Source organism: Pseudobdellovibrionaceae bacterium (assembly GCA_023898385.1).
Classification (GTDB): domain Bacteria; phylum Bdellovibrionota; class Bdellovibrionia; order Bdellovibrionales; family UBA1609.
The window spans coordinates 1,203,704-1,227,276 of sequence record CP060220.1; the positions used below are offsets into that span (position 1 = coordinate 1,203,704).

The 23,573-nt window shown below is 37.5% G+C and carries 33 protein-coding genes; all 33 read right to left on the bottom strand.

From position 1 onward, the window contains the following. Positions 1-1,152 carry an MFS transporter gene (locus tag H6626_05200; protein USN48489.1) on the bottom strand — a complete coding sequence of 384 codons (1,152 nt, stop codon included), beginning with the start codon at positions 1,150-1,152 and terminating at the stop codon, positions 1-3. After that, entirely contained in the window at positions 1,140-1,961 is an 822-nt protein-coding gene (gene mutM / locus H6626_05205; GenBank protein USN48490.1) for a bifunctional DNA-formamidopyrimidine glycosylase/DNA-(apurinic or apyrimidinic site) lyase, read from the bottom strand. Before mutM ends, H6626_05200 begins: the two co-directional genes overlap by 13 nt. Positions 1,962-2,034: 73 nt before the next feature. After that, the gene (locus H6626_05210) at positions 2,035-3,252 is read right to left on the bottom strand and encodes a site-specific integrase (GenBank protein USN48491.1); all 1,218 of its coding nucleotides are present in this window, start codon (positions 3,250-3,252) and stop codon (positions 2,035-2,037) included. Continuing rightward, positions 3,249-3,473 carry a helix-turn-helix domain-containing protein gene (locus H6626_05215; GenBank protein ID USN48492.1) on the bottom strand — a complete coding sequence of 75 codons (225 nt, stop codon included), beginning with the start codon at positions 3,471-3,473 and terminating at the stop codon, positions 3,249-3,251. The genes H6626_05210 and H6626_05215 overlap by 4 nt, the downstream gene beginning before the upstream one ends. Before the next feature lie 49 nt (positions 3,474-3,522). Continuing rightward, a complete protein-coding gene (locus tag H6626_05220; protein ID USN48493.1) occupies positions 3,523-3,954 on the bottom strand; it encodes a hypothetical protein in 432 nt (143 codons plus the stop codon). Beyond that, the gene (locus H6626_05225; GenBank protein USN48494.1) at positions 3,951-4,355 is read right to left on the bottom strand and encodes a hypothetical protein; all 405 of its coding nucleotides are present in this window, start codon (positions 4,353-4,355) and stop codon (positions 3,951-3,953) included. The genes H6626_05220 and H6626_05225 overlap by 4 nt, the downstream gene beginning before the upstream one ends. After that, positions 4,352-4,759, bottom strand: a complete 408-nt coding sequence (locus tag H6626_05230; protein ID USN48495.1) for a hypothetical protein — start codon at positions 4,757-4,759, stop codon at positions 4,352-4,354. The genes H6626_05225 and H6626_05230 overlap by 4 nt, the downstream gene beginning before the upstream one ends. 8 nt (positions 4,760-4,767) lie before the next feature. Next, the gene (locus H6626_05235; protein USN48496.1) at positions 4,768-5,652 is read right to left on the bottom strand and encodes a hypothetical protein; all 885 of its coding nucleotides are present in this window, start codon (positions 5,650-5,652) and stop codon (positions 4,768-4,770) included. Between the two features lie 17 nt (positions 5,653-5,669). Beyond that, positions 5,670-7,142, bottom strand: coding sequence for a DUF87 domain-containing protein (locus H6626_05240; GenBank protein USN48497.1), 1,473 nt, complete (start codon positions 7,140-7,142; stop codon positions 5,670-5,672). Positions 7,143-7,145: 3 nt separating this feature from the next. After that, positions 7,146-8,021, bottom strand: coding sequence for a TrbI/VirB10 family protein (locus H6626_05245; GenBank protein USN48498.1), 876 nt, complete (start codon positions 8,019-8,021; stop codon positions 7,146-7,148). Further along, complete coding sequence (locus H6626_05250) at positions 8,011-8,382, bottom strand: hypothetical protein (protein USN48499.1); 372 nt, start codon at positions 8,380-8,382, stop codon at positions 8,011-8,013. The genes H6626_05245 and H6626_05250 overlap by 11 nt, the downstream gene beginning before the upstream one ends. Continuing rightward, a complete protein-coding gene (locus H6626_05255) occupies positions 8,382-8,924 on the bottom strand; it encodes a hypothetical protein (protein USN48500.1) in 543 nt (180 codons plus the stop codon). The genes H6626_05250 and H6626_05255 overlap by 1 nt, the downstream gene beginning before the upstream one ends. 4 nt (positions 8,925-8,928) lie before the next feature. Further along, positions 8,929-9,852, bottom strand: coding sequence for a hypothetical protein (locus tag H6626_05260; protein USN48501.1), 924 nt, complete (start codon positions 9,850-9,852; stop codon positions 8,929-8,931). Positions 9,853-9,997: 145 nt separating this feature from the next. Further along, positions 9,998-10,699 (bottom strand): hypothetical protein, encoded by a 702-nt coding sequence (locus H6626_05265; GenBank protein USN48502.1) that lies wholly within the window; start codon positions 10,697-10,699, stop codon positions 9,998-10,000. Continuing rightward, positions 10,696-13,089 (bottom strand): ATP-binding protein, encoded by a 2,394-nt coding sequence (locus tag H6626_05270; protein USN48503.1) that lies wholly within the window; start codon positions 13,087-13,089, stop codon positions 10,696-10,698. The genes H6626_05265 and H6626_05270 overlap by 4 nt, the downstream gene beginning before the upstream one ends. After that, positions 13,086-13,406: a hypothetical protein gene (locus H6626_05275; protein USN48504.1), complete on the bottom strand. Its 321-nt coding sequence runs from the start codon at positions 13,404-13,406 to the stop codon at positions 13,086-13,088. The genes H6626_05270 and H6626_05275 overlap by 4 nt, the downstream gene beginning before the upstream one ends. Before the next feature lie 13 nt (positions 13,407-13,419). Then, positions 13,420-13,704 (bottom strand): TrbC/VirB2 family protein, encoded by a 285-nt coding sequence (locus H6626_05280; protein USN48505.1) that lies wholly within the window; start codon positions 13,702-13,704, stop codon positions 13,420-13,422. Beyond that, positions 13,704-13,874 (bottom strand): hypothetical protein, encoded by a 171-nt coding sequence (locus H6626_05285; protein USN48506.1) that lies wholly within the window; start codon positions 13,872-13,874, stop codon positions 13,704-13,706. The genes H6626_05280 and H6626_05285 overlap by 1 nt, the downstream gene beginning before the upstream one ends. Beyond that, positions 13,874-14,014, bottom strand: a complete 141-nt coding sequence (locus H6626_05290; GenBank protein ID USN48507.1) for a hypothetical protein — start codon at positions 14,012-14,014, stop codon at positions 13,874-13,876. Before H6626_05290 ends, H6626_05285 begins: the two co-directional genes overlap by 1 nt. A gap of 12 nt (positions 14,015-14,026) precedes the next feature. Next, positions 14,027-14,173: a hypothetical protein gene (locus H6626_05295; GenBank protein ID USN48508.1), complete on the bottom strand. Its 147-nt coding sequence runs from the start codon at positions 14,171-14,173 to the stop codon at positions 14,027-14,029. Positions 14,174-14,396: 223 nt separating this feature from the next. After that, entirely contained in the window at positions 14,397-15,434 is a 1,038-nt protein-coding gene (locus H6626_05300; protein ID USN48509.1) for a hypothetical protein, read from the bottom strand. 142 nt (positions 15,435-15,576) lie between these two features. Beyond that, positions 15,577-16,170 carry a hypothetical protein gene (locus H6626_05305; GenBank protein USN48510.1) on the bottom strand — a complete coding sequence of 198 codons (594 nt, stop codon included), beginning with the start codon at positions 16,168-16,170 and terminating at the stop codon, positions 15,577-15,579. Further along, positions 16,170-16,697 (bottom strand): GNAT family N-acetyltransferase, encoded by a 528-nt coding sequence (locus H6626_05310; GenBank protein USN48511.1) that lies wholly within the window; start codon positions 16,695-16,697, stop codon positions 16,170-16,172. The genes H6626_05305 and H6626_05310 overlap by 1 nt, the downstream gene beginning before the upstream one ends. Next, entirely contained in the window at positions 16,690-17,082 is a 393-nt protein-coding gene (locus tag H6626_05315) for a GFA family protein (protein USN48512.1), read from the bottom strand. The genes H6626_05310 and H6626_05315 overlap by 8 nt, the downstream gene beginning before the upstream one ends. A gap of 7 nt (positions 17,083-17,089) precedes the next feature. Further along, on the bottom strand, positions 17,090-17,875 hold the full coding sequence (gene blaOXA, locus H6626_05320) for a class D beta-lactamase (protein ID USN48513.1): 786 nt from the start codon (positions 17,873-17,875) through the stop codon (positions 17,090-17,092). Positions 17,876-17,966: 91 nt separating this feature from the next. Continuing rightward, positions 17,967-18,599 carry a YdbC family protein gene (locus H6626_05325; protein ID USN48514.1) on the bottom strand — a complete coding sequence of 211 codons (633 nt, stop codon included), beginning with the start codon at positions 18,597-18,599 and terminating at the stop codon, positions 17,967-17,969. 45 nt (positions 18,600-18,644) lie between these two features. Further along, positions 18,645-19,118, bottom strand: a complete 474-nt coding sequence (locus H6626_05330) for a GNAT family N-acetyltransferase (protein ID USN48515.1) — start codon at positions 19,116-19,118, stop codon at positions 18,645-18,647. Between the two features lie 19 nt (positions 19,119-19,137). Beyond that, complete coding sequence (locus H6626_05335; GenBank protein USN48516.1) at positions 19,138-19,935, bottom strand: hypothetical protein; 798 nt, start codon at positions 19,933-19,935, stop codon at positions 19,138-19,140. Next, positions 19,932-20,414: a GNAT family N-acetyltransferase gene (locus H6626_05340; GenBank protein USN48517.1), complete on the bottom strand. Its 483-nt coding sequence runs from the start codon at positions 20,412-20,414 to the stop codon at positions 19,932-19,934. Before H6626_05340 ends, H6626_05335 begins: the two co-directional genes overlap by 4 nt. Continuing rightward, positions 20,411-21,220 carry a GNAT family N-acetyltransferase gene (locus H6626_05345; GenBank protein USN48518.1) on the bottom strand — a complete coding sequence of 270 codons (810 nt, stop codon included), beginning with the start codon at positions 21,218-21,220 and terminating at the stop codon, positions 20,411-20,413. Before H6626_05345 ends, H6626_05340 begins: the two co-directional genes overlap by 4 nt. Further along, positions 21,217-21,600: a VOC family protein gene (locus H6626_05350; GenBank protein USN48519.1), complete on the bottom strand. Its 384-nt coding sequence runs from the start codon at positions 21,598-21,600 to the stop codon at positions 21,217-21,219. Before H6626_05350 ends, H6626_05345 begins: the two co-directional genes overlap by 4 nt. Continuing rightward, positions 21,593-21,904, bottom strand: a complete 312-nt coding sequence (locus tag H6626_05355; GenBank protein ID USN48520.1) for a hypothetical protein — start codon at positions 21,902-21,904, stop codon at positions 21,593-21,595. The genes H6626_05350 and H6626_05355 overlap by 8 nt, the downstream gene beginning before the upstream one ends. Before the next feature lie 87 nt (positions 21,905-21,991). After that, positions 21,992-23,572, bottom strand: coding sequence for a GHKL domain-containing protein (locus H6626_05360; protein ID USN48521.1), 1,581 nt, complete (start codon positions 23,570-23,572; stop codon positions 21,992-21,994). Position 23,573: the final 1 nt, after the last annotated feature.

The window sequence follows — 23,573 nt, forward strand, 5'->3', positions numbered from 1 at the left end:
TTATTTTTTAAAAAAATACGGGTGCCCGACAACTAACAGGGCACCTATCACATGGACCGCCGGCCCCAAAAGAAGGGCCGTGGTTAAGGAGAAGTTCTCTGTAAGAACTCCCGCCACAAAATGCATGGCCACAATAAACAAAGCACTCAATGACATACAGTAGGCCAAAGCCGCCACAGCTTTTTTGTGGAAAATCTCTGACACAAAATCCATGGCAATGCCAAAGATGGGCGCCATACCAAGGGCACTTAAACTCAAAAACCACGGCGAGTAAAAGAGGCCCGCGAGCATGGATGCACTTGAAATCAAAAAACCACCGGCCATAATCTTGGTGTTACTCAAATGCCTAAAATGCACAAAAGTAAACAGCAATCGCCCCGCAAGGAGAAACGCAAAGAAAGCGGCCAAATAAAAGGGCGCGTTCACAGCTGACACCTCATGCACCCGCCGCACAAACAACACAAGCCTTGAGGATATCAATAGCTCACCCACCATGTAGGCGGAAAACATAAGCGCCACGTACAAAAAATGCCGCCGCTGATCTGGATCATCGGTGGACGCAGCACTTTTCGATGGCGCGTGAGGAAGAGTCTTTAGCGGAACCGTGTAGACCAAAGCCAATAGTCCCACACCAGCAAATACAAAAAAACTAAAACGCCACCCCATACCCCACTTCACCATAGGGCCCACCACCAAGGGTGCTATCACAGATGAAAACGCATACATACTATGAAGACCTGAAAACAGTCGCCTGCGATGTTCTGGCTTTGCACCCTCTTGAATCGCAACATTCTGGGCCACATTAACCACGCCCAAACCAAAACCAAAGACGGCACAAAACAACAAGAAACTCGCAAAATTAAATGCCATGCCGATTGCAGCAAAACCTCCGGCTAAAAGCAATAGTCCGCCTCTTAACGTCCAGAGCGTGCCCATTTTAAAAATAAAATGCTGAGTCAAGTGGCTGCCGAGAAAAGAAACCAGAGAAGGAACGGCAAAAAACAGTGAAGCCTTCGTGTCAGACAACTGTAGGTCCTCAATGAGGTCGGGGAAAAAGGGGCCCCTGGCATTGTCCATCATACCTAAAGCAAAAAGGCATAAATAACCGGCAGAAATATACGGCCAATAGGTTTTTGATTCTAACTTTGACACTGAGGACACCAATAACTTGACCGGCCACTTTGTGTGGTCTTTCGAATAGGGGTTTTACACTGCTGGCAAGGTTCACCCTGCCGACCATATACGGCCAATTTGTTTTGAAAGTACCCTTCGCTACCGCCAGCTTGTCGAAAATCGCGCAGGGTTGTGCCGCCACACTTTATAGCATTTTTAAGCACATGAGTGATGGCTTTTGCTAATGAATCGTAACGAGACTTAGAAACTTTGCCAGCGGCAACGGCCGGGCGAACTCCTGCCCTGTATAAGGCTTCTGAAGCGTATATGTTTCCAACGCCTACAACTACAGCTTGATCCATTATGAAGTTTTTCACAGCCCCTGTACGCCCCATGGATTTGTTTTTTAAGTAGGTCCCAGAAAACGCCTTCGCATCTAAAGGCTCTGGACCCAGATGCCCCAACCATCGACTTGATACGACCTTATTGTGAGGCAGCCAATCCACATAGCCAAAACGCCTGGGATCATTAAACGCCAACCGAAGTCCGCTTTGCAAATAAATATAAATATGATCGTGGCGGCGCTCATCACCCACCGGAGCCTCACGCCAGGTTCCTGTCATTCCCAAATGATTGAGAAATACACCATCCGGGGTTTCAAACAAGAGGTATTTGGCCCTTCGCTTGATCGCTGTGATTGGCAAGCCCTTAAGTGAACCCGCAAGCTTTGGTGGCACGGGGAACCTCAGGTCAAATCGCCGCACCTCCACTTTTTGAATATGCGCTTGCCGGCCAATAATCTGCTCTAGTCCACTTCGTACAGTTTCTACTTCGGGGAGTTCGGGCATTTGTCCTCTAACTTATTGTAATTATTAACTTTTAATATGGGTGAAACTCCAAATACTCACCCATACTCACCTTTTAAGACTCTGTACCATTTTTATAGCGAAGAAGCGAGACAACATTAGCTGTGTCATGCTCACCTTTTTGCTTTCTAATATGTTCCATCACCTTAATGGCCACTTCCTTTTGATCGTCTTCATCACATTTTGAATAATGATCAGCAAGCTTAATATCTTTATGTCCTGTCATTGCAATAACAGCATCAAGTCCACCTCCCACTTTACGTGCTAGCTTGGCCATACCGTGCCTAAGAATGTGGGTTCCGCTATAAGGAACACCACTTTTTCTTTGGGCCTCTCGGTAATTTACTTGCACAGTACAGTAGTTAATGGGGGAGCCTTCAACATGAAAAACAAAATCATTTTTGGGCATTTTAAAGGCTTTTCTACGAATTAAGATTTCCAGTATTTCGTCTGTAATATAACAGACTCTTGGTTCTTTGTTCTTAGGAAAAGGTTTTAACTCCAAATAGGTTTTATTCGTCATGTCCCAGATACAAGTATGCTTGATGATCATACGACGATTTTTAAGATCAATATTTGACCATTGTAGTCCCGCAATTTCTCCAACTCTGCCTGCCGTATAAAATTGCATCATCGCTAAATCTCGGTACAAAGGTTTTAAGTATTCAAAAAATAAAAAGGCATCTTCCAGATTGATCTGCTTTTTTTTATCAGGCACGGGCTTTATAAATCCTAATTTTTTGTGTTTTCTTTTAATAGGACAAGTAAGTAAAACGGCTTCTTTTTCAAACTGTTCACTTTCTTTGTACCAATTAAAAATAGTGACAAAAAGATTAAGTTCATTGTTGAGGTTGCAACGTCCAGCTTTTCCTCTGCCTGAGCTTTGATAAAAATCAGATTTATAGTGTTCAACTAAATTGTTCACCCATGAAGTGATTCGGGATGGAGTGAGGCGGTCCATGGGCAAATGCTCAATGGATTGCCAAGGTTCGTATCTTCTCTTCCAAATGGCCTTAGTGCTTGTGGCCAATGTAGGAAAATGAACCTTTTGCATAGTCTCCCAAACTTGTTTAAGAGTTGAGTAATCAGATACTCCTTCTTCGAGTGCTACACCATTAAAACGTTTTCTCCATTTTTTGGCTTCAAAAAGTGAAGAAAAAGTCTCTTGAACAACTTTACCGTCAATCTTTTTTCTGGCCATAAAGTTACCAGTGGCAATATGCTTATAAATTCCAGAAACGCCTTGTAGTTTTCTATAACCTTTTATACTCATTTTCGTTCTCCTTTAATCCAATAAAGGATTTCACTAGGAACAAAAAAGAGCTTTCTTCCACATTTTCTATAAGGGATTGATCCTTCACTTACTAAGTTATAGATCGTTCCTCTTTTGTATGTCGTAAACTGACATACTTCTTCTATCGTCCATATTAACTTGTCAAAGAGCACATTACGGTGATGAGTTTCTTCACCGCTCTGTTGTTTAATATCTATCATTTTAACCTCTAAATCAAGTAAAAATTATAAGTTAACTATTTGTAATTCTTTACTTTTTAGACTCCATGGGGGCGTCGCAAAGGGCCTTGTTTAAACTGTTCTGAGGGCGGCTACTTTTTGTTTTACGCTGTTTTTTTACTTTTCGAGAGCCACTTTGAGCTGTTTTTACAAGTTCATCAAAATTGATTTCAGAGCCGTTCTTCTCTGCTTCTAAAAACTTTTGATAAATCCACTTTGCCTTTTGCTTTCCCGTTAATTTTTCTTTTTTAATTTTATCTAAAATTGATGGAGCTAGAATTTCATCTAGCTCCTCCAAGAGAAAATTTAAAAGATCATTTCGTTTAATATTAACCATGCCATGAAATTCTTGTTTGATTTGACTCATCCAGTTTTCAGTCATTTGTTGAGCTTTTCTTGATAAGCTTAATCGGCTGCTATCCTGAACTCTTCTCTTTTTAGGTCTTGTCGTCTCGTCACTCATTTCTGACTCCATGTACTTTGTTCTTCAATGACATACTCCCAATGGCCTCGAATAAATCTCTTGCCCTGAATTTTGTCCTCAACCCATACTCTTTTAATTTTAGGGCGAGTTAAAAGAGGAATAGTTTCTTTAGAGCTTGTTAAAAGCTTTTGTTTTTGTTCTTTGGCTTTTTTGTTTTTGTTAGTTTTATAGGCTAAGTACCCAATGCCAGCTCCTAAAGCTGCACCAATAAGTAATCCTTTATTTGTATTTTTGTGACGTTCATGGCCTCTGCTATGTGCGTTTCCCATAAGCCCACCACTGGCAGCGCCAACTGCTGCACCAGTGATCAAACTATCCTTCAATGAGGCGCACCCTGGAAGAAGTGATAATAGGGTTAGTAGTATAATTAAATTTTTCATGATTTCTCCGTTAATTGATTTGTTGATTTAGATGTGGAATTGAAAAATTCTCCACCAAAGATTCTTACCCCCAAGTAATAAAGGTAAGCTTTTGCTTTTTTTAAGAGTTTAAATAAAGAGTTGTCACGATCTTCATTGATAGCAATGAACATATTTTTTAAAAATATTTGATCAGCTATTTTTCGATACTCTTTTACTTCTCCTAGTGAATACATATAGTCGTGAATATTACAAACTTTGGTAATATTTGTTCCTAGTAAGGAATCAGGAACTAGGTCACCAATAAGTCCTTTTGATCCACAACCATTTGTCTGTTTAGATTTAGACGAGTTGTTCCAATAACTATAGGGAGCAAGGTAGCTTCCATTTTGAGTGATTCTGTTGGGTAATGATGAAATATACATAATAATCCTTATTCAGTGGCAGTTTTGAGATGTTGGTTTAATACCAATGTTTCTCTGTCATTTCGGTAACGTAAGCGATCATTTAGCATGAGTTTGTGTGTATCTTGATACAGGGGTTGTACATGGTTGATACCGGCTTTGTTATAAATGAGATCAGCAATTGTAGTATCTGCATTAGGGCCATAGACAACCTTGCTTTGCCATCCTTGTTTAAAATAATCCTTTAGCATGACCATGTTATGAACTTTATTTTTATCAATGGCCTTTTCTATAGTGGAAGAAAGCCTTCTTTGGAGCCCTTTACCTTCAAGTATCCATAAAACTAAAAAGTTAAGCTTGAACTCAGAGTAAAAGTCTACAAGCTTTTCTAATTGAGCAGTTGTTTTACGACTTTTTTCTAATTCAATGGCAATAGTGGTTTTATGTTCTCCATTGGTCATTCTCATGTAGCCATCAGGTCTATGAGCTTCAGGATTGGGGACCCATGCCGGTAGATCTTCAATATGATAGCGTCTTAGCTGCTGCTCTGTAATGATTTGAACGTTTTTAGGTTGTTCAATTAAAAATTCTCCAAGGTGAATGGCTGAACACCAAAGGTCGTGTCTTATATTTTCTGACCTATACCCCGACTCTTTAAGCTCTGGAAGAAAGTCAATAATGGCTATAAAACCTTTTTTATCCAACATCCAAACCGGGTTCTTGCCATGTATGTCTGTTCTTACCTGTAAAAAGCCGTGTTTTCTAAGCCTATTCAGGCGATTGTAAGCGACTTCTGACTTTACGTTATGAAAATATTTATAGTACAGGCTGGCAGTAGAGGCCACCTTCCACTTCCATAGGTGGATGAGCATGGGGATGTCTCGATGGTCATTTAAAATCAATCGTCCTTTCATTTGTATCTCCCTAAATCTTAAAGCCCGTGTTCGCTGTCAGTGTTAATGTCTTGAGTGCGCTGAGTTTGAGTTGATTTCCCTTTTACCTTTTTGTAGTGCTGAGAAAGCAATTGAACAGCTTGATCTTCGCTAAAGAAGGGAGTTTGAATTTCAAATTGATCCGAACTATTCTGCCAAATGGCACGTCCTTTAATATTTGGAAGTTCAGCAGCTCTTTTGCTATCCATAACTGTCATGCTTGAGGCATTGTTAGGCAGGCGAAAACAAACTTTTCCAGTGAGGTTGGACTTCGTCTGCGGATCTAAGGCAAAACGGTCAGGACGTTGGGTGGCAATAATAATATGCACACCAACAGCTCTCCCTTGTGCCGCAATTTTTGAGGAATGTCTTCTTGCTTTTTTGACATCTTCTTGAGTCGCATGAGCACCAACCATAAATAAATCAAAAGCTTCATCCACGACAATTACATGACGGTCAAAATTGACTGAGAGATAGCGATCTGATGGATATTGGATGTCATTTTTATCAAGTTTTTTGAAGGCAGCGATGTCTTTACAACCATTGAGTTTTAATAACTCCATTCTTTCCTCAATAGTTTTTTCAGCAAGATTTTTTAAAACACCCAAGGAAGATTTCACATTGCATTTTACTTTCACTCTAGGGAGGTTTTCAAAAATTTGAAACTCAAGTCCACCTTTAAGATCTATCAAATCAAGTGAGTAATTCTTGTTCTTCAAATATAAGGATGTGATCAATTGACGTAAAAAGGTTGATTTCCCCATGCCGGTTTGACCAGCAATAAGAAGGTGAGGTGTATCCTCCAGTTTGGCAAATAATTGTTTTGACCTGCCTTTACCCACCAAAAAAGAATCCGAATGAATTTGATCAAAGTCTTTAAGATTAAATAGCTCTTCTAACTGAGAGTGTGAGTAAATAATATCAATGGTGCCATTTTTTCTGTTTTCAGTAATCTCGTCGATAAAAACTTGTAATCCACTTTCAAGATCACTTTTTGAACCCTCAAACTTTTGTAGACTTTGTCCGGCTTTTGAAAGACGCATTCGCCTTGTAAATTTATCAATCGGCCTATCAAAAATAAAACTCGGGAGCTTTCCTGTAAGGCTTTTAAGCCCCGAGTTGGTGAAAATCTCCGTGAGTTGTTTGATAAGCCTAAATTTTAAAACCACTTGGTAGGTACCCCATGCCCATAAAGGAAAAAAAGTTATAATCATACGATAAATAAGCGCTGAGCCTTCACTTGGGTATAGAGCTTCTAAATCAAGTCTTTGATATATGAAAAGATCTAATCGAAAGATTAGGCCCATTTGTAAGACTAAGCTTGCAAGTAAGCAGTGAAATATGGGGGTTCTTTTAGACTTAATTCCATCTACTGTTTCTAACAATGGCTGAAGAAATATGAAACTAATTGCCTTCCACAGCCTGTGAAAATCAATATTTTGAAAATTATTTTGTGTTTTGGATTTTGTCATTTATTATCCTTTGCTAAATACAACAATGATTTCAGTACCTTTTTTAACTTCAATGATTGTCTGTTTGTTTTTAAGTTCTTCTAGTTCTTGTTCGGCCATACCAAGTGCAGCCGTAGAGGCTCCATTCATCAAGGCATTCTCCAATGAGGGCTTTTTGACCGCTACGCCACCAATATTTTGATTGCTTTGCATGGTCTGAAGTGCTCCAGCGACACCAAGGCCAGCACCTGCTAAAAGTTTTTTAGAGGTTCTACCAATAATGGAGCCTTTTAAGCCTAAAATTTCATCATCTTGATCATAGGCATTGGCAAGAATATCTTTACTTACACCATCACTTAATACAGCTTTGCTAAAAATAACAATAAGTCTTTCATCAGTGGAAGCTCCTTTGCCCCAAATGATACTTCCTTCAGGGAGATAAACTTCACCGTTAAAGCTGAGGTCTTCAATAAGTTTGGCCTTTACAGGTCCATTTGTTCCGCCTGTAATCAATTTAGCTCTTGCTTGTGCTCCTAAAGGGATTTTAAGCTTTTCATCTCTTGAAACAATCGAAAGCTTTTCAATTTTCATTTTTTTCTTTTTGTTAGTTGTTTTTGCTTTCTTTTTAATTTCACTGTAAGACTCCAGTTCGATAGTGACAGAGGCATTAATCTCACTTGGCGGTTTAATAGTATTACTTTTTTTAGGAACAACTGTGGGGTCTTCTTGAAAAAGTAAAACAAGGGTAGTTAGTATAAAAAGCGTGGCGATACCGTACTTAGTGTATTCGCTTTTAAAAACCAGCTTATTTCCCTCTTGCCGATAGAAGATGCCTTTGGCCCATTGGGTTTTATATCCATTGTCTTTAGTGACTTTAACTTCACTTTCATTATTCGACATATTTGGCCTCAACTGTTTTTTCTTTTGGATAGAGAACGACCACAATATCGTCGGAATGGGAGGTTGTAGTGATGAGCTTAAAGGCACAACGCTTTTTTCCAAGATAGACAAAGAAATTGGCCCATCCATTTGATTTCAGGGCCTTTATACCGATGTCCTTATCAATGTATTGAAAATCAAAGTCATTTTTCCCAGGCAACGAGTGTTTTGGTTTCTCGGGAAATTGCATGATCATCACATTGTTGAAAGGAACTCGAATGGTTTTTGGATATTTCTGGGGACAAGTAATGTATCGTGCTTTTCCAAAAGAAGGACTTGCAAATCCCAAACTAAAAAACATTAAGATCAGTAGTGTCTTCACTATTTGTCTCCTTTCTTTTTAGGTTTGATTTCTTCTATTTTTGTTAAAATAAGCCCATAAGGATTAGTTTCTGTGCGTGGTTTTGACTCAAGTTTGATTAAGAGCTTTGTTGGAAATGCAGAGCGAACATTTTTTACTGAGTACAGTCTGTCTAAATCAACAACAATTTTATTGTCATTGAAACTTGTGTTTTGAACGACAACAGTTTGCGTAATATCTTTTTCTGACAATAGTCTTTGCTCAGACTCCCTACTTTTTAACTCTTCAGGTGTAAGAAAACCTTCTATGGGCATTGTATTTGAATTCAGCCTTTGTCTTAAGGCCAGTTCAACAAAGGTGATCATTTCCTGTCTTGTGGCTTTGGCAGAAGCTAAATCAAGTGATTTGGAGTAACAGCCACGCTCAATTACAAGTGGTTCAGCAAGAGAAAGTTTCACCAAAGAAAAGCCTAAAAAGAGTGTACAGACCGCTAGTGTTAACAAGGCGACTTTCAAATTAACATTTTGTTTGGCCACTTGGGCCCATGCTTGGGTAAACTTCATAATTTTATCCTTTTTTATTGTTCTTTCGTTTAGCTATAGTGCTGGGTAGTTTATTAGGCATATACTTAAGATAGGGTGATCGCCGTATTGCGCTCTTGTCCATCTTAGCGTATTGCTTATTTACTTTGTTTTGTTCAGCCACATAGCTTGGTAGTTTTTCGGGCGTTTTCGTTAAGCCTGGATTTTCTCGAATGGCCTGATTATCAGCTCGTGTTCTTCTTATGCTGTTAAGTCTTTGCAGAGCCTGTCCAGGTGTAGCTCGTGCACTTTGATTCAGTTTTTTCACAGGAGCAGATGCCGCTATCTTTGAAGCTCCTAACATGACAGCACCTGTTGCAGCTCCGCCGACTTTGGAGGCGGCATTGGCAAAACCGCCGCTAAAGAGCATATTGGAAATAATGGGAGTAAAAAGTAATGAACCTGCTAACATAAGGTTAAACAAGATAATCGTGAGGAAATCCACATTTTGACCGAGCTTTTCCAAATCCATTAAAGCTGCACTCCATAGAAGGGTGGCAAGAACACTCCAAATGATTTTCCATGAGGCCACCTTTAGAATCGAGGTGTAAACCCCCTTTGCGGCCCTTTCTGTTTGGGGAAGAACAAAAAGAGCAAAGCAAAGGGGGGAGAAAATATAAAGGAGGGTCCAGGAGTAAAAATAAATGGCTTCAGAGACATAAACTGAGATATAGAGTACGAAAAATGCTAAAAATGAAATTACAACTATGGACATTTGTTTTACTGAAGTCCAAGACCATGTAAGAGTATCTAGTCGATCTCCCATTTTTTCTAAAACGAATTTAAATTCATTAAGCTGGCCAATTTGCCCGCTCAAAGAGTCTGTAACATCTCCCACTATATTTAAAAACTCAGGAAAGGAGGCCAACATTATTGCTGCAATAAATGAGCGTCCAATAAGTGGACCCACTGACGGAAAACCTCCAATTGAGCTTTTAAAAAACTCTAAAAAAACTCCTATACAAATTAACAAGCTCACTGTGGCGTAAAACATATTTTGAAAAATTAAATGAATGGACTTTGCCTCTGTGGATAACCAACTAAAATCTTGCATCTTAAAACCTCGGTGTTTTGTATTGGGGTTTATATTGCTTCATATTGGCTTTAAGCTTTTTTGCAGAGTCTAGGAAAAAACGAGTTTCCTCCTTGTCTTTTTTATTTTTTAAAGCACTATTTTGCGCTTGCAGCTTTAATATCGCCGATTGAGTTCTTAAGTTTTGGTTTTGAACATGAAGCCCAACTCCAACACCTTGGGCGGTCAGTCTTGCAGCTCCCTTGGGGGAGGCCCTTAAACTTTGTGATTTGATGCTTTCGCCAATACGGTCAATATGCTTGGAGTGTTTAGCAAGCTTGTTATACATGATGATCGCCTCCACAATACTCCGATCTAAATGACCTTGTGCCATCGCATCTTTCGAGTTTACGGCATGGCCATAAATCTCTTCTGCTTTCCTAAAGGCCTGTTGGTAGTTGTTCCAATCTTTGTAAATTTCCAGCTCTGTATCGGGATACACCGTTCTGACGAGATTAAGAACTTCAGTAAGCCCTCTATTAATATCTCGAATTAGACCCAGATTACTTCTTGCCGTTCCCACTATTTCTTTGAGGCGAATGAGTTGTTGAATGGCATTGGACAAAATTTGGGTAAGTACTACAACATCGCCACCAAATAAATCAGCTTTGGCAGACTTTGGAGAGGGGATTATTGTAAGTGAAAGAACCAGGATGAATGTTGTTGTCTTTTTTATTACTTTCATGATGATGCCCCCTGTGGATAGCTCTCTGCCAAAGTAAAAATCAAATCCATTTGATCAATTTCGCCGAGTTCTTGCTTTTTATTTTCCATGAGTGTTAGATCTTTAGGGTCTGTGGTAGCAAGCCAATACTCTTCAGGTGTACTTTCAATGGCCACTACTGATTTTTGATCTTCACACATTAAAAAGGCTTCAGAATAAACACCTTTTTCTTGGTGTAGAGATGAGATTAGACCAACTTCAGCATCATTAAGCTCTAAAACACTTCGGAGTCTTTCCTTGTCAGCTCCTTTTTGTCTTAAAATCCACTTAATAGAGGAGTTCGTCATAATGGCGGAAGAAACAGAGCTTTTGGCAAAGTCATCAATATTTTGTGATATGGCAATACAGCTCATAAAATATTTACGACAAGTTCTAAAAATAGAGCCAATAAAGCTCGCACCTTCACCCTCAAGTAAGGCCCAACATTCATCAAAAACCAAAAACTTCATTCTCGATCTCTCTTTTTGAGAGCTTCTAAGAACCATATCTGATATGATGAGCAAACAAGACTTTTGAAGATCTGGATAGGCTTCAAGCCCTTTAAGATCAAAACATACAATTGAACGGTTGAAATCGACATTGGTTGGACGATCTAGCAATCTTCCATAGGGAGTGTTTCCACACCATGTGGATAAGATTTTTCCTAATCTGACAATTTCTTTGTTGTTATGTTTGAGTAATAGATCTCTTAAATGTGAGAGTTTTGGCTGTTCAAAGTTTTCGTAAACATCTAAAATTGTCTCTTCTAACTCTGATCTCTCAAGCTTTTTTAAATTGTTGTCAGTTTCTTCCTTGGTCATGCTCTCAATAAGAGCTAATAGGAACTTAACTTTTTCACTAGAAGGCGTCACCTCTCCCGGCAAAAGATCAAAAGGATTAATCGCCAAGTCTGAATCTACACCTAAAGGAATGTATTGCCCTGATAAATTGTCACAGGTTTTTTTATAAGAACCACCAATATCCACAATAAAAACAAGTGGGTCTTCTTTTAGCATTTGAATAAGCAATAGATTGGTTAAGAAACTTTTCCCTGAGCCTGACCCTCCCGAAACAATTTGATTGGCATTGGTTAGAGCTCTAGAAAAGGGGTTAAACTTTACTAAGCTTCCCACCCGAGATCTTAAAAGAATCTTGGCCTCCTGGTGGCCTGTCCAAGGTCCATAAAGTGGCAATAAATCAGCAAGATTAGAGCTTTTAATCCTCTTTGTGCGCTCCTTTACATTGGCATTTGGAAATGCGAGTTCTGAATAAATATCAAAGGCCGCAATGGTTTCTTCCATGGCCTCAGCACCACTTAGCTCCCGAATGGTCATAAGAGTTTGAGCGACTTGATCTTCCAGATCATCTAATGAAGTTGAACGCAGAACCACATTCAGTCCGAAATGAAATATTTTTTCACCTTGAGAAATCAGTTCAGAAACTAACCCTTCTAAATCTTCAAGCTTTGCCTCACTTTCAATGTCTGAAACGCCACTTTGTTTTCCATAAACCATAGAAAAGGCAAGCCGCCTTTGAGTTTGGAGACTTTCTATTTCCTTTTGCTGATCTGGCACTTGAATTGAAACGTACAGCTTTGAATCAAAAGGCAATGATCTTAAACAACTGGACATGGTTGAGAAAGTTTGACCAGGCAAAGTTTTTAAAGACAAAACCTTATAATGCATTTTACCCAAAGAGAAATGATCTACGGCTACAACTACATCTGTAAATAATATTGAGTTTCTAATGTCAGATGGGTCATAAGATTCAAATTCAACTTTTCTTAGGGGGTTCCATTCATCATAAAGATACCTAACTACTTCTTTTGATTTAAAACTTTCTACCTGAAAGCCTAGGTTTAAAAACGAAGCCATTAAATCATCTTTAATTCGAACACATTTTTTAATTTCAATTTGCAAGTTGTTTTCAGTTAAATTTGGAAATTCATTTGTTTTTGAAAACAAACCTGTTTTTGAAATTAAATTGGATGATAGTTTTTTTCGCACTATAACTTTAAGTCTATGAACGGGAAGTTGCCCCTTAGAATCAAGAACCTCTAGATTTTCACTTCTTCTTAAAGCTAAATTGCGAATATTTTTATCTTCACATTTTAATGCGAGGTTTTTGTTTTCTAGAATCACTCTATCATTCCCGGACTCAATACACTGAATGAACTGTAGATTTATCCCTGATGGGAGTGCATTTAAAAGCCCCGTTACTCTTTCATGAATATCGTTAAGTCCTCCCTCATCAAAACAACTCACATCTAAAGGTATCAGTTCAAGACAGAATCCCAGACTTCCATCCTTAAAAATGATAAAGTCATCTTCCATGCCCCAAACTTGTAGTTTATCGGCTAGTGCCATACTCATAAAACCTCCTGCGACAATTTGGGCGGAAAGGGGTTCGTCTTTGGCTCTTCAAAGGCAGAATAGATGCCTGGTGCGAACTGAAATCTTAACCAGTGGACAATAAAATTTTCGGGTTTACCTTTTTTCCCGTATCTTAAAAGTAGTGCAAGTAGTGTTGGTGGAAGCCAAACCAAGAGTAATTTCTGATCTGTTTTTCCAAAAAATAAATTCAAGACGGCAAGAAGAATAAAAACTAAAAGTATATCGCCCATTTCAAATCCGAAAATCTTTGTTTTTTTATCTAAACATTTGCTGACAGATGTTGTCGTTAAACTCATTAAATATCCTCCTTTAGTTAACAAGACCTCTAATAAAGCTCACAATAGAAGGGGCTCCAAAGCCGACAATGGCACCAATGATCGCTAGAGTAAGATGTTGTCTGGCATTTTGATTCCCCATGAGAAAACTAAAACCCGCGATGATAAGACCTATAATTGCCAGTACAGGTAATATAGTTCCTATAAACTTCTGTTGAATGGCATTGAGCGTGGATTCAACACTAGCAAGGGCCAATTCCGGGAAGATGAGTGCCATTAAAATTAGTACTGTAGGTAAAATATATTTTTTATTTTTCATTAATTTATCTCCTTTTGATTCTTAGCTATTGCTTTTAAATAATTGGTAAGCTTGACAATTTTTTTAGTTTTTCCACGAAGTCTATTATTTTTTTGACGTTCCTTTTTGGAAACGACTTCAACAAGGTCTTCCAGATGTTTTATAAGAATTATCCGTGATGTGTTTTCCATTACAACCTCGCTTCCAAGGCCAAAAGATGACCTTCAATGATGGCAAAAAGATCAATCAATTTTTCATTTGAAGTGATTTCATCTATTGAAAGTGTGGCAAACCAATCTCGAACTAATTCTTTTATTTTTCGAATTTCCATAAATATTTCTCCTTACAAAAAATAATTAGGGTATTGATAAAAATGTTTGTTAAAGGCTTCTCTTTTAAGCCGTTCGATTTCTTTTTGGCGGATGTAGTGATCCACTTCTTTTGGCTTAAAGAGTGCTTTAAATTTTTTGATGAGTTTTAAAATTTTCATTCGACCTCCTTCAGGTTCATGTGGAGGTACTAAAGCCAAAACCAGACCAAACTTCGCATCTAGGTAAGTTTATGAATTTAAAGAGGAATTTTGTTTTGACGAGGGATCGTCTAAATTGAAATTAAGAAAAAACGACGATTGTTCATCAAAAAAATGAAGTTCTTGTTTAATTTTGATGGTTTAGGTGGTGATGAAAGTTCGACAGTTAAAAACTTTATGTTTTTTAATTTGAGTCTCTATGACACCTTTTTATCTTATCTACTTTAATGCATTTTATTGGCTGTGAGTTTAATTTGTTTCTAACAATTTTCGCGGCTTTCATACCATACTCATCAGCCTCTCTATCTTCCTCATCTCCTTGCCAGACAGTTTCATATCCCCAGCTAAGGAGATTGTCTCTTACTGAAGAGTTAAACAAGATTCCGCGGGAAAAATAATTCCAAAAATGATAAGTAGTACCCGGAGCATCGTAAGTGTTTTCAATAACAGGTTTGACTCTGCTGGCTAACATAGAAGCTCCTGGCCGATCAATCTGGGATTCCCAAGATGACATTAGAGAGATTATTCCTAGTGCGGTCCAAGCATCGCCATAAATTTTATAGGCCAGATCGAATAATTCTATTTGAGTTAAAGAAGAGCGAGGTAATTTAGCTAACTCTAAAAAAAGTGGTGTAGCTAAATGTGTGTAATGATAACCATACTTCAGTATCTCGGTGTTACCAAAAGCTCCTCCGGCAATTGTGCCTGGGGAGCTAGCTCCATAACTGTCTATAATACGTTTTTTACAATTGTTACGTGGAATCTCTAAATTTTCTACTTTCTCTAAATACGGAGTTATTAAATCAATCAGGCTATCTTCACTCAAGTCAACAAGATTCAAAGGAATATCACCACAGTAACCATCTTTAACATCATCTCTTAGTAGACCGACTTCTTTACCCTTCCAGAGGTATGCTCCATATAAGTTTTCTACTGAAGTGGGCGGATTTAAATCTTCCGGAATAAAGGGAATTTGTGTCCAGTAATCAGTTTTTCGAATAATTGGGTTGTCTTGAAGTTTTTCAAAAACAGGTAGTATGGGTACTGAGTTTAGTCTTTGTTGCATTATTTTTGCTTTATCTTCATAAGTCTGATTATTGAGTTCTCGCCCTAAATATTCCCCGACATGCTTTGCAAAAGTATGAACATCAAACTCCTGTGAAAAGGCCTTTGCTGTCCAGAACATTAATGTTATTGTAATAACTAACCAAATTTTATTCATTTTTTCCTCGTCTCAAAGTGAGACAGTTGTCAAAATTCTATACATCAACAATTCGTAAAAACCTCTTATAATCAAGGATATACAAGGGGCATTCCGAACAAATTCAACATATTGGATTACGATGCAAAAACAGAACCAATTTTCATAGTGATTTATAGTAAATTGATCTACTAGCTTCAGGGGTGGATAGCCAATGATCTTCCAGTCGTTCAAATCCAGAATCAATAAACTCTTCAGTAAGACCTGGCCACAATACGGCATCACCATGTTTTTCGAGGGCAGTTTTATCAAAAGGATAACCCTCAATACCAGACCAGCCTAGCTTTCTTCCATAATCAGATAATGCTTTTAAAATTTCAACGGTACGATTCTGACCTCTATGCTTTGGGAACGTGTTAAAACACATAATGCCAGCAGTGCTTTCAGCTTTTTCACCAAGCTTTAAAATTCTTTTCCATGCCCAAAAAAATTGAGGTATTGGGCCAACTGAGATCCACGCGATTGGATCGTCGTTCTCATAGGCGATTACCCCTACATGAAACCCATTTTCAACTTTAGATAAAATGCAATTGCGAAATTTTTCTGGGTTCTTCTTTTTTTCTTCATCGTATTTTTCCATGCTTTCTGGCTTAATATGCCACCAAGAGCAATAACATGGCTTTTCCTTGTCTAGAGTTGTGACAGTTTCATAATCAGAAAAATTATTTTTATCTAAGCGTTTAATTTCGATTCCCATTATAGCGTCCTCATTTTCATAAACTCATGCTTCAGTGATCCAAATAATATTTCGTTTTCAGGTTTTCCATTGATTATGTAGTGCTCTCTCAGCAATCCTTCTCTTCTAAATCCAATCTTATCTAATATTTTACAAGAAGGGATATTTTTATCATGTACATAGGCCATAAGTTTTCTGATTGGTGTTTTCTCAAAAACCATTTCAACAAGACTTTCGACGATTATAGATCCATAGCCTTGTCCTTGAAACTCTTCCCCAACCCCGTAGCCAATTTCAGCATAATTCATCATTAAGTTGATGTTTTTTAAACTTGCATTGCCTACTAGAATTTTGTTTTTTAAAGCAATCCAACGATAAGAAGACTTTTCATTTAAGTTTGAAAGATCACTTTCTTCTCTATTTATATGAATTTTAAGCTCTTCTAGGCTGAAGTTTTTGACTGGATTATGCTTAATCGTTGATGGCTGCCGTCTCCAGCGTAATACAGTTCCAGCATGTTCTTCTTGGATAGGGTGAAGTTCAATCATTTATGCCCCCATTGTGATCCGACGGGTGATTAACTCCATCTTTTACAGGTATTTCCCCCAGCTCAAAAGGGTTAATTCCTTCAAGGCAAGCTACATTAAATGCAAACTGATGAGGATTTGATCTTCTTTGATGATGGGTATAAATACCACACTTTGAGCAAAAGTAGTGTTTGGCAGTCATGGTATTAAATTTGTAAAGGCTCAAACAATCTTCACCTTTAATGACCTTTAAGTTTTCAAGCAATACTGATGCTACAATAGCACCTCTGCGGCGGCACATAGAACAACTGCAACGTCTAAGATCCTCAAGGCCATCAGGTAGAGTTAGCTCTAACTCTACTGAGCCACAATGACAGGTTGATTTATGAATAGGTTTAATTTCCATAATACTTCTATATTCCCATCTTTTTAATAATCTTTTCAGAAATCTTTCTAGCGGTTCTACCCCAAGCTTTCTCTTTGCCAGAAATATTTGTTACAAATACGTACTCTTTGCTTTCATTTTTGTAGTATCCAACAAACCACCCCCAAATTATATTTTTTCCGTCATAATCTGAGCCTGTTTTTCCGCTTATGGCTTTTCCATCTATATTTTTTTTAATTATTATTTCTCGAACAATTTTAATATTTCTTTTTGAAAATGGAAGTTGGTTTTTGTAAAGTCGCTCAATGAAGTCCAATTGTTCGTAAGCATTAATTTTGAGAGGTCCATCTAGCCAAAACCTATCAACAACATTTCCTATGTTGGAGTTTCCGTACCCTGTTTTTTTAACAAGGTCTTGCATTCGAATTGTGCCAACTCGTCTTGCTAATTCTTGATAGTAAGGAACAGCAGATACTCGAATAGCCGACTTTAAAGAATGGTCTTTTTCCCAAGCCTTAAAAGGTTGTTTTTTACCATCCCAAGGGATAACGAAATTTTTATCTTTAATAACTTTTGTCTCTAAACCAATGAGTGAGTTTAAAATTTTGAATGTGGAATTTGGAGTCCATCTTTTTTGACATTGTTCTCGATTATATGACTTTATCTCCTTAGACCCGACTTCCTTAATCAAAAAACATCCAGAATAAGGTCCAAATATCTTATCTAAATCTTTAGGAAGATTATAGGATGCATTTCCCCATATTGAGATTGGACAAAGAAAGATCAAAATATAGAGTGTGCTTCTTAATCTCATTTAATACCTCTTTCTTTTAAGGTCGAAAATATTTTTTCCAAAATATGAGGTGGGCCACAAACTGTGTTCAGAGGTTGGAAGAAGGGTGGCATTAATTCACCTCCCAAGTTGGTTCTAACAGTACGAATCTTCCTGTCATGTGGATCAGGTCATTCGAAACATTTGCCTTTTCTCTTAGTGAAGGAACAATGTTTTTTGAATATTCATCATGGAGTTTTTGTTCAGTCCAAAGTGTAGTAACAATAAATCTATCTTCACAAGGAGATCTATTAAAATTACCACCGATCATTCCTTTGGCCTTTGCCATTTCAGGTATCCAAATTTCACGTTGAACAGCTACAAAGTGGTCAACGTGATCTGGCTTTACTTTACAATCTGCAACTCGCAGATATTTTCCATCACACAAAGAAGTTACTAAATTACTATGTAATCCAGGCATATCTAAAACTGTATCAAACAAGCCTACAGAAATACTCTCGTATGTATTTTCTTGAGAGTTTGTTTCAAAAACATTGTCATGGACATGGTTCATAAACTGATCGTAAGACTCTTTATCCTTCCATAGCCCTAATATACAGGCGTCACCACTATTTTTTAGATCCCATCCCCCAAATTGAGCGATAAAGCCATCCACATCTGATAGTTCCTGCCATGCCTCTTGCGCTTTTGAGAAGCTAGTACGATGTTCTGGTATTACTTTGCAAACGATCCATTTAATTAGCATCTATCGTCCTGAGCTGAATAAGTTGAAAAAGTGGCAAAAAATAGTTCATACAGCCTGAAACCCCATTTTTTTGTAAATAGACAGTGCCGGTTCATTGCCATCAGTTACAAATAACAAACATTTTTTGTATCCCAAATCTTTAAGCCTCATAAGAGCCTCTTTAATCAATTTTTTAGAAAATCCTTTTCCCTTAAATTTAGCTTTCGTCATTGCAAAGGTTATCATTGGTAGGCCACTTTTCTCTAAAATATTACAAACTATAGCCGATGCAATTTCATCTTCAACTTTAGTTTGCAAACAAGCCTCATTGATAATTTTTCCGTATTTTCCCTCAAGTGTTCCATTTACTTCTTCTATAGCTTCCTCTATAGATTCACCACTATAATCAATTGTGCCCAAGTAGGCTTCGTACATCACATGGCCAAGTTCAACATGATCAGCGAGGAGAATTTCTTGCACATTCTCGTCTCTCTCAAAAGAAATTTCTTGTAATTCAAGTGCCATTTTTAATTTTTCCATAGATAGGTCCTTATTGGTTTTACTCTCTTACTTTTAGTAATGGTACAATAGCTTCTACAATATGAGGTGATCCACAAACAGCACTTAGGGGGCTTTGAGGTGATTGGTTTCCTTCTATATCTAAGTAAACCGCCCCTGCCTCCTCAGTGATTATTTTTAGAGGTACGGAATCCCAAACATGAAATGCTGGGTCTATCATCAGGTCAATTTTTCCTCTAGCGACGAGGCAATATCCGTAACAGTCGCCCCAAGTACGTGTGAACTTAAATTTTCCGTTTAAACTATCGTAGATATGTTGTTTTTCATGCATTTTAAAATATTCTTCTCCAGAAAGACAGAAGACAGCCTCACTCATATTACTTGTTTTTGATGCTTGGCACCTTACAAAGCTTTGTGAAATTGGGCTTTTCCAGTATGCTCCCTTGCTTCTTATGGCATAGATTGTTTCATTAAGTGCATGATACTTGATAATACCAAAAATAGGCTGTCCATCATGAATTAGTCCAATCATAGATCCAAAAAAAGGTACTCCATGAACAAAAGCCCTTGTTCCATCAATCGGGTCAATAGTCCAGGTAAAGTTTGAATTTTCTTTGTTTTCATCGGGAAATTCTTCTCCGATAATTCCGTCATCACTAAAAAGATTTTTAATTTTATTTCTAAAATCCCTTTCAGTATTTCTATCAGCCTCAGTTACTTCAGAGTTATTTGATTTTAAATCATAAGTGGATTGATTATAATAAACATCCAAAATGGTAGGAGTGATAGTCTCTATCCATTCCTTTGCAAATTGAATTCTTTTTTCTATTTCATTCATAACTTCGTTCCATAGCACTCTTTTGATGTTTTAAGTGAATACTCTAACAGAGGAAGTTTGCGATCTTCCCTTACAGGCGATTGATATGTTCCAGTTTGTTTGCAGCCAACCTTTAAGTAAAAATTTTCAGCAGCATATGGGTCAGCAACAATTTTAAAAGATTGCCAGTTATTATTCTTAGCAAATGTTAATGAGTGACTCCAAAGTTTTAGACCAATCCCTTTGCCAATATATTCAGGTTCAACAAAAAGACAGATCATTTCAGGAAATTCAGCTTTAGAATCAAATCCATAATAGCCAATAGGCTTGTCATTTTCTTCATAAACATAAACCATTCCTGCTTTTATATGATCTGGATTTAAAGAAAGGTCATCTTTACAATCTTGAATGAACTTTTCATCATATGGCCAATAAGATTTAGACCTCACAGCAAGATCAGATAATATTTTTGCTTCATGCTCTTTGGCAGGTCTAATCACGAAAGCTCCTTTCCACGCCACCAACTAAGAGAATAATTTGTTTCGCTTTTCTTGAATCCTACGGACTCATAAATTCTTGCGGCATGGTATTCAGGGTCAGCTTCAATGACAAGATAGTTTACATCATAATCTCTAAAGGCAATATTTCCAGCTTCATAAACAAGTGTACCGCAGATACCTTTTTTTCTATATTCTGGGTGAGTGCCCACATTTTGATACCGTCCAATGTCGTTTTCATAAAATATCCCAAGGTCACCCACAAGCTTTTCACCTAAGTATGCCCCAAACCAGTTCCCCAATCCATCTTCTGACATTTTTCTATATTGTTTCATTTGTTCAGTTTTAAATGCTTCATAGTAGTCATTAATATATTTAGGATTTGAGCAGAGCATTTGAAGTTTTAAGACATCACTCCATTCTTCATCAGATTCAATTTTTTTAATAAAAATATCATTATTTGGGTATGGAGGGGAATTAAGCGTGGATGTTGTTAAGACAACTCCTGAGTCTAGTTCAAAGCCATTATCAATAAACTCTTGTACGTCATTACAGTGGTTGTTATCACAATCCCAAGTAAATGTATAATGGTGTGGTTCTGAATAATAAGTAAATTCACTATTAAATAACTTTTTCCAGTTTTTTAGATCACCGCCCTGAGGTGGGCGATCAAATATAATGTAATTGCCCCAATGATATCCTGGATTTGAAGGAGTCTTAACTAGCGTATAGAAGCCCTTATCTTCTACAGTTCCTGAGAATCTTGCAAAAATTAAATCTGTTTTTCTCCCTAGAGATCTAATATTCACAGTTTATCCTCTTGTATGATTTCTATAAACTCAATTCTATGACCAAAAGGATCTTCTGTTTCAAGGCGTAACATCCCTGGGAGCTGTACTTGCTTTTTTACGGGGCAATTACTTTCAATAAGGCTTTTTTCCAGAGCCTCTATGTTATCTACAACATAAGCTAGGTGAGCCTTAGTCTTAGCTGGGTCAATGCCTTCTTTTTTCTCATAGCTTAAGTGAATTTGAGCGTTACTTAGTTGCAACCAGAGTCCTCCATTTGATTTTAGGACATCTGGTTTTTCAATCTCGCTAAAGCCTAAAAGATTACAATAAAAATTTCTGGCACTATCCTCAGCACCATTTGGAATAATGATGTCAGCATGGTGTAGAGCTTTAATCATTCTTTTTCCTCACAATACCGTTACCGGCGATTACTTGCCCAGATTTTGCCTCACGATATGTCATAAAAATATTGTTTTCAATTCCTAACTCTTTGCTCAAGGTGCTGGCAGCAATTTCTAATACTTTTTCAATTACTTGTGGACTTTTACCTTCAAAGCAAATGAGTTCACAAATTGGAGGGTGAGTATTTTTTGATTGAATTGAAGCTTCATTTTCACCTTCCACATACCAACCTGGAGTTACTTCATCCCAAGTAGCCCAAACATTGGATGGCGAGCACCCGTAGATCTCACTGATCGCCACAGTAGTCCTTTTAAGGGCGGGCCCTATTCTAGCAGACTCACTTTGTGGCAAGGCTTTTATGTGCAATATAGGCATACTCTCTCCATTTTACGTTTTCTGTATTTCTAACATAGGAATCACAGTTTTGGGGATCAATTTTACGCCAAAATCCTCACAAAACCGTTGAACTTCCCAATCATCAAAGTTATTTGTCACCATGTATATGGACTCTTTATTTTCAATTTTAGAGGCAATATTGAGCCCATTCATGGTATGTTTTCCTAAGTCATAATCTATTAGATAAATCGAATTTTCTGGCAGATTTTCTTTATTAAGTAGCCTTTCACCGGACTCGTGGCCAAAAAAACCAATATTGTTACCTGTTAATATCTTCTTCTTCCACTGGTTAACCACTGAAGGGTCATCGTCGATGGCAACAATATTAGCAATACTTTTGATTGAAATTGAATCAGTGGCCCAGAAGGGCGTTTTATGTATAGGAAGGTTTATAGATATGCTAGTTCCTAATTGGTGTTGAGATTCAACTTTTAAATCGCCACTCCATTCCGTAATTCTTTCTTTGGCCCATGAAATACCTAGCCCTGATCCATTGCTTTTAAGTGTGTAACCCTTAGTTCCAATATTAGGAAGGTGCTCAGGCTTTATACCAATACCATTATCAGTGATTTTGATAGATAAGTTGCTTTCTTGGGCTTGAAAAGTGACATCAATTTTTTTGTTTTTAGATTTCTTCTGATTTATGGCTTCAATAGAGTTATCCAGAAGATTTGAAATAATTCTTTTAAAGTGAAGCTCGTCAATGTCCAAATAAGCCGAAAGAGCTTTTTGGTTGTGAGAAAAATTGATTTTTATGTCCGACTGATCAAAAAGAGCTGACTTTTCAGTAATGATATCATGAAGGGCTGTATAAATATGGATAAGAGCCTCTTTTTGGACCTCTACCTTTTTATCGACAAGATTTATATTTTGTTTGCGAGATTCTGCAATCATACCCTCAAGTCGTTTAGTGGCGGATTTCAAAGTGCACAACTCTAATTCATCAAGATTTTTAGATGAGTCAATGACCGCCTTTATAGCTTGTATGGCCCCCCTTGAGTCATGTTTAATTTGTCGTTGAACCTCTCGCACAGCCGTAACCTTTGATGCCATGGATTCTTGTTCAAAATTCCTAATTATGAGCTTTTTATAGCCTCGGGCTATCGGTAATAAAAAAACAACAAATAAGGCCCAAAAAAGAGTGGCAGTGGGAATAGATTTATAAGGATTAATGGAAAAACGAAGAGTTCCAAATTTTACGTTTTGTTTTTTATCAAAATAAAGATCAATTTCAAAAGTGAGGTATCTAAGACTATCCAAAAAGCTTTGGTTTCTAAAATAAGAGGGGTCAACAGTGGGTGGGAATGTCACAGACCTTGTTCCATCAGACTTGTAGTAACTTATGGCCTTAAACTCATCAATTCGCGCGGAGGATAGAGTTTTCATTACTTCTCGTAGTTGATTTGACTTTAAATTTTCTTCGACAATGTGGGCAATTGTTTCGGCAATGGCCACTTTGTTTTGGTAGTTGTTTAGAGCGATAAAAAAGACTGAGACCAAAAATAGGGCCACCAATACCAAAGCATAAATGGTGTTGAATTTTTTCAATATTTTTTCTAGCTCTTTATTCATC

Coding starts and splice junctions, on each gene's coding strand:
- H6626_05235 (USN48496.1), bottom strand. CDS start 5,652: ATGAAAGGACGATTGATTTTAAATGACCATCGAGACATCCCCATGCTC.
- H6626_05285 (USN48506.1), bottom strand. CDS start 13,874: ATGGAAAACACATCACGGATAATTCTTATAAAACATCTGGAAGACCTT.
- H6626_05265 (USN48502.1), bottom strand. CDS start 10,699: ATGAAAGTAATAAAAAAGACAACAACATTCATCCTGGTTCTTTCACTT.
- H6626_05240 (USN48497.1), bottom strand. CDS start 7,142: ATGACAAAATCCAAAACACAAAATAATTTTCAAAATATTGATTTTCAC.
- H6626_05210 (USN48491.1), bottom strand. CDS start 3,252: ATGAGTATAAAAGGTTATAGAAAACTACAAGGCGTTTCTGGAATTTAT.
- H6626_05325 (USN48514.1), bottom strand. CDS start 18,599: ATGCTAATTAAATGGATCGTTTGCAAAGTAATACCAGAACATCGTACT.
- H6626_05315 (USN48512.1), bottom strand. CDS start 17,082: ATGGAAATTAAACCTATTCATAAATCAACCTGTCATTGTGGCTCAGTA.
- H6626_05300 (USN48509.1), bottom strand. CDS start 15,434: ATGAATAAAATTTGGTTAGTTATTACAATAACATTAATGTTCTGGACA.
- H6626_05330 (USN48515.1), bottom strand. CDS start 19,118: ATGGAAAAATTAAAAATGGCACTTGAATTACAAGAAATTTCTTTTGAG.
- H6626_05295 (USN48508.1), bottom strand. CDS start 14,173: ATGAAAATTTTAAAACTCATCAAAAAATTTAAAGCACTCTTTAAGCCA.
- H6626_05350 (USN48519.1), bottom strand. CDS start 21,600: ATGATTAAAGCTCTACACCATGCTGACATCATTATTCCAAATGGTGCT.
- H6626_05360 (USN48521.1), bottom strand. CDS start 23,572: ATGAATAAAGAGCTAGAAAAAATATTGAAAAAATTCAACACCATTTAT.
- H6626_05305 (USN48510.1), bottom strand. CDS start 16,170: ATGGGAATCGAAATTAAACGCTTAGATAAAAATAATTTTTCTGATTAT.
- H6626_05290 (USN48507.1), bottom strand. CDS start 14,014: ATGGAAATTCGAAAAATAAAAGAATTAGTTCGAGATTGGTTTGCCACA.
- mutM (USN48490.1), bottom strand. CDS start 1,961: ATGCCCGAACTCCCCGAAGTAGAAACTGTACGAAGTGGACTAGAGCAG.
- H6626_05225 (USN48494.1), bottom strand. CDS start 4,355: ATGAAAAATTTAATTATACTACTAACCCTATTATCACTTCTTCCAGGG.
- H6626_05245 (USN48498.1), bottom strand. CDS start 8,021: ATGTCGAATAATGAAAGTGAAGTTAAAGTCACTAAAGACAATGGATAT.
- H6626_05270 (USN48503.1), bottom strand. CDS start 13,089: ATGAGTATGGCACTAGCCGATAAACTACAAGTTTGGGGCATGGAAGAT.
- H6626_05230 (USN48495.1), bottom strand. CDS start 4,759: ATGTATATTTCATCATTACCCAACAGAATCACTCAAAATGGAAGCTAC.
- blaOXA (USN48513.1), bottom strand. CDS start 17,875: ATGAGATTAAGAAGCACACTCTATATTTTGATCTTTCTTTGTCCAATC.
- H6626_05215 (USN48492.1), bottom strand. CDS start 3,473: ATGATAGATATTAAACAACAGAGCGGTGAAGAAACTCATCACCGTAAT.
- H6626_05335 (USN48516.1), bottom strand. CDS start 19,935: ATGAATGAAATAGAAAAAAGAATTCAATTTGCAAAGGAATGGATAGAG.
- H6626_05310 (USN48511.1), bottom strand. CDS start 16,697: ATGATTGAACTTCACCCTATCCAAGAAGAACATGCTGGAACTGTATTA.
- H6626_05280 (USN48505.1), bottom strand. CDS start 13,704: ATGAAAAATAAAAAATATATTTTACCTACAGTACTAATTTTAATGGCA.
- H6626_05220 (USN48493.1), bottom strand. CDS start 3,954: ATGAGTGACGAGACGACAAGACCTAAAAAGAGAAGAGTTCAGGATAGC.
- H6626_05255 (USN48500.1), bottom strand. CDS start 8,924: ATGAAGTTTACCCAAGCATGGGCCCAAGTGGCCAAACAAAATGTTAAT.
- H6626_05275 (USN48504.1), bottom strand. CDS start 13,406: ATGAGTTTAACGACAACATCTGTCAGCAAATGTTTAGATAAAAAAACA.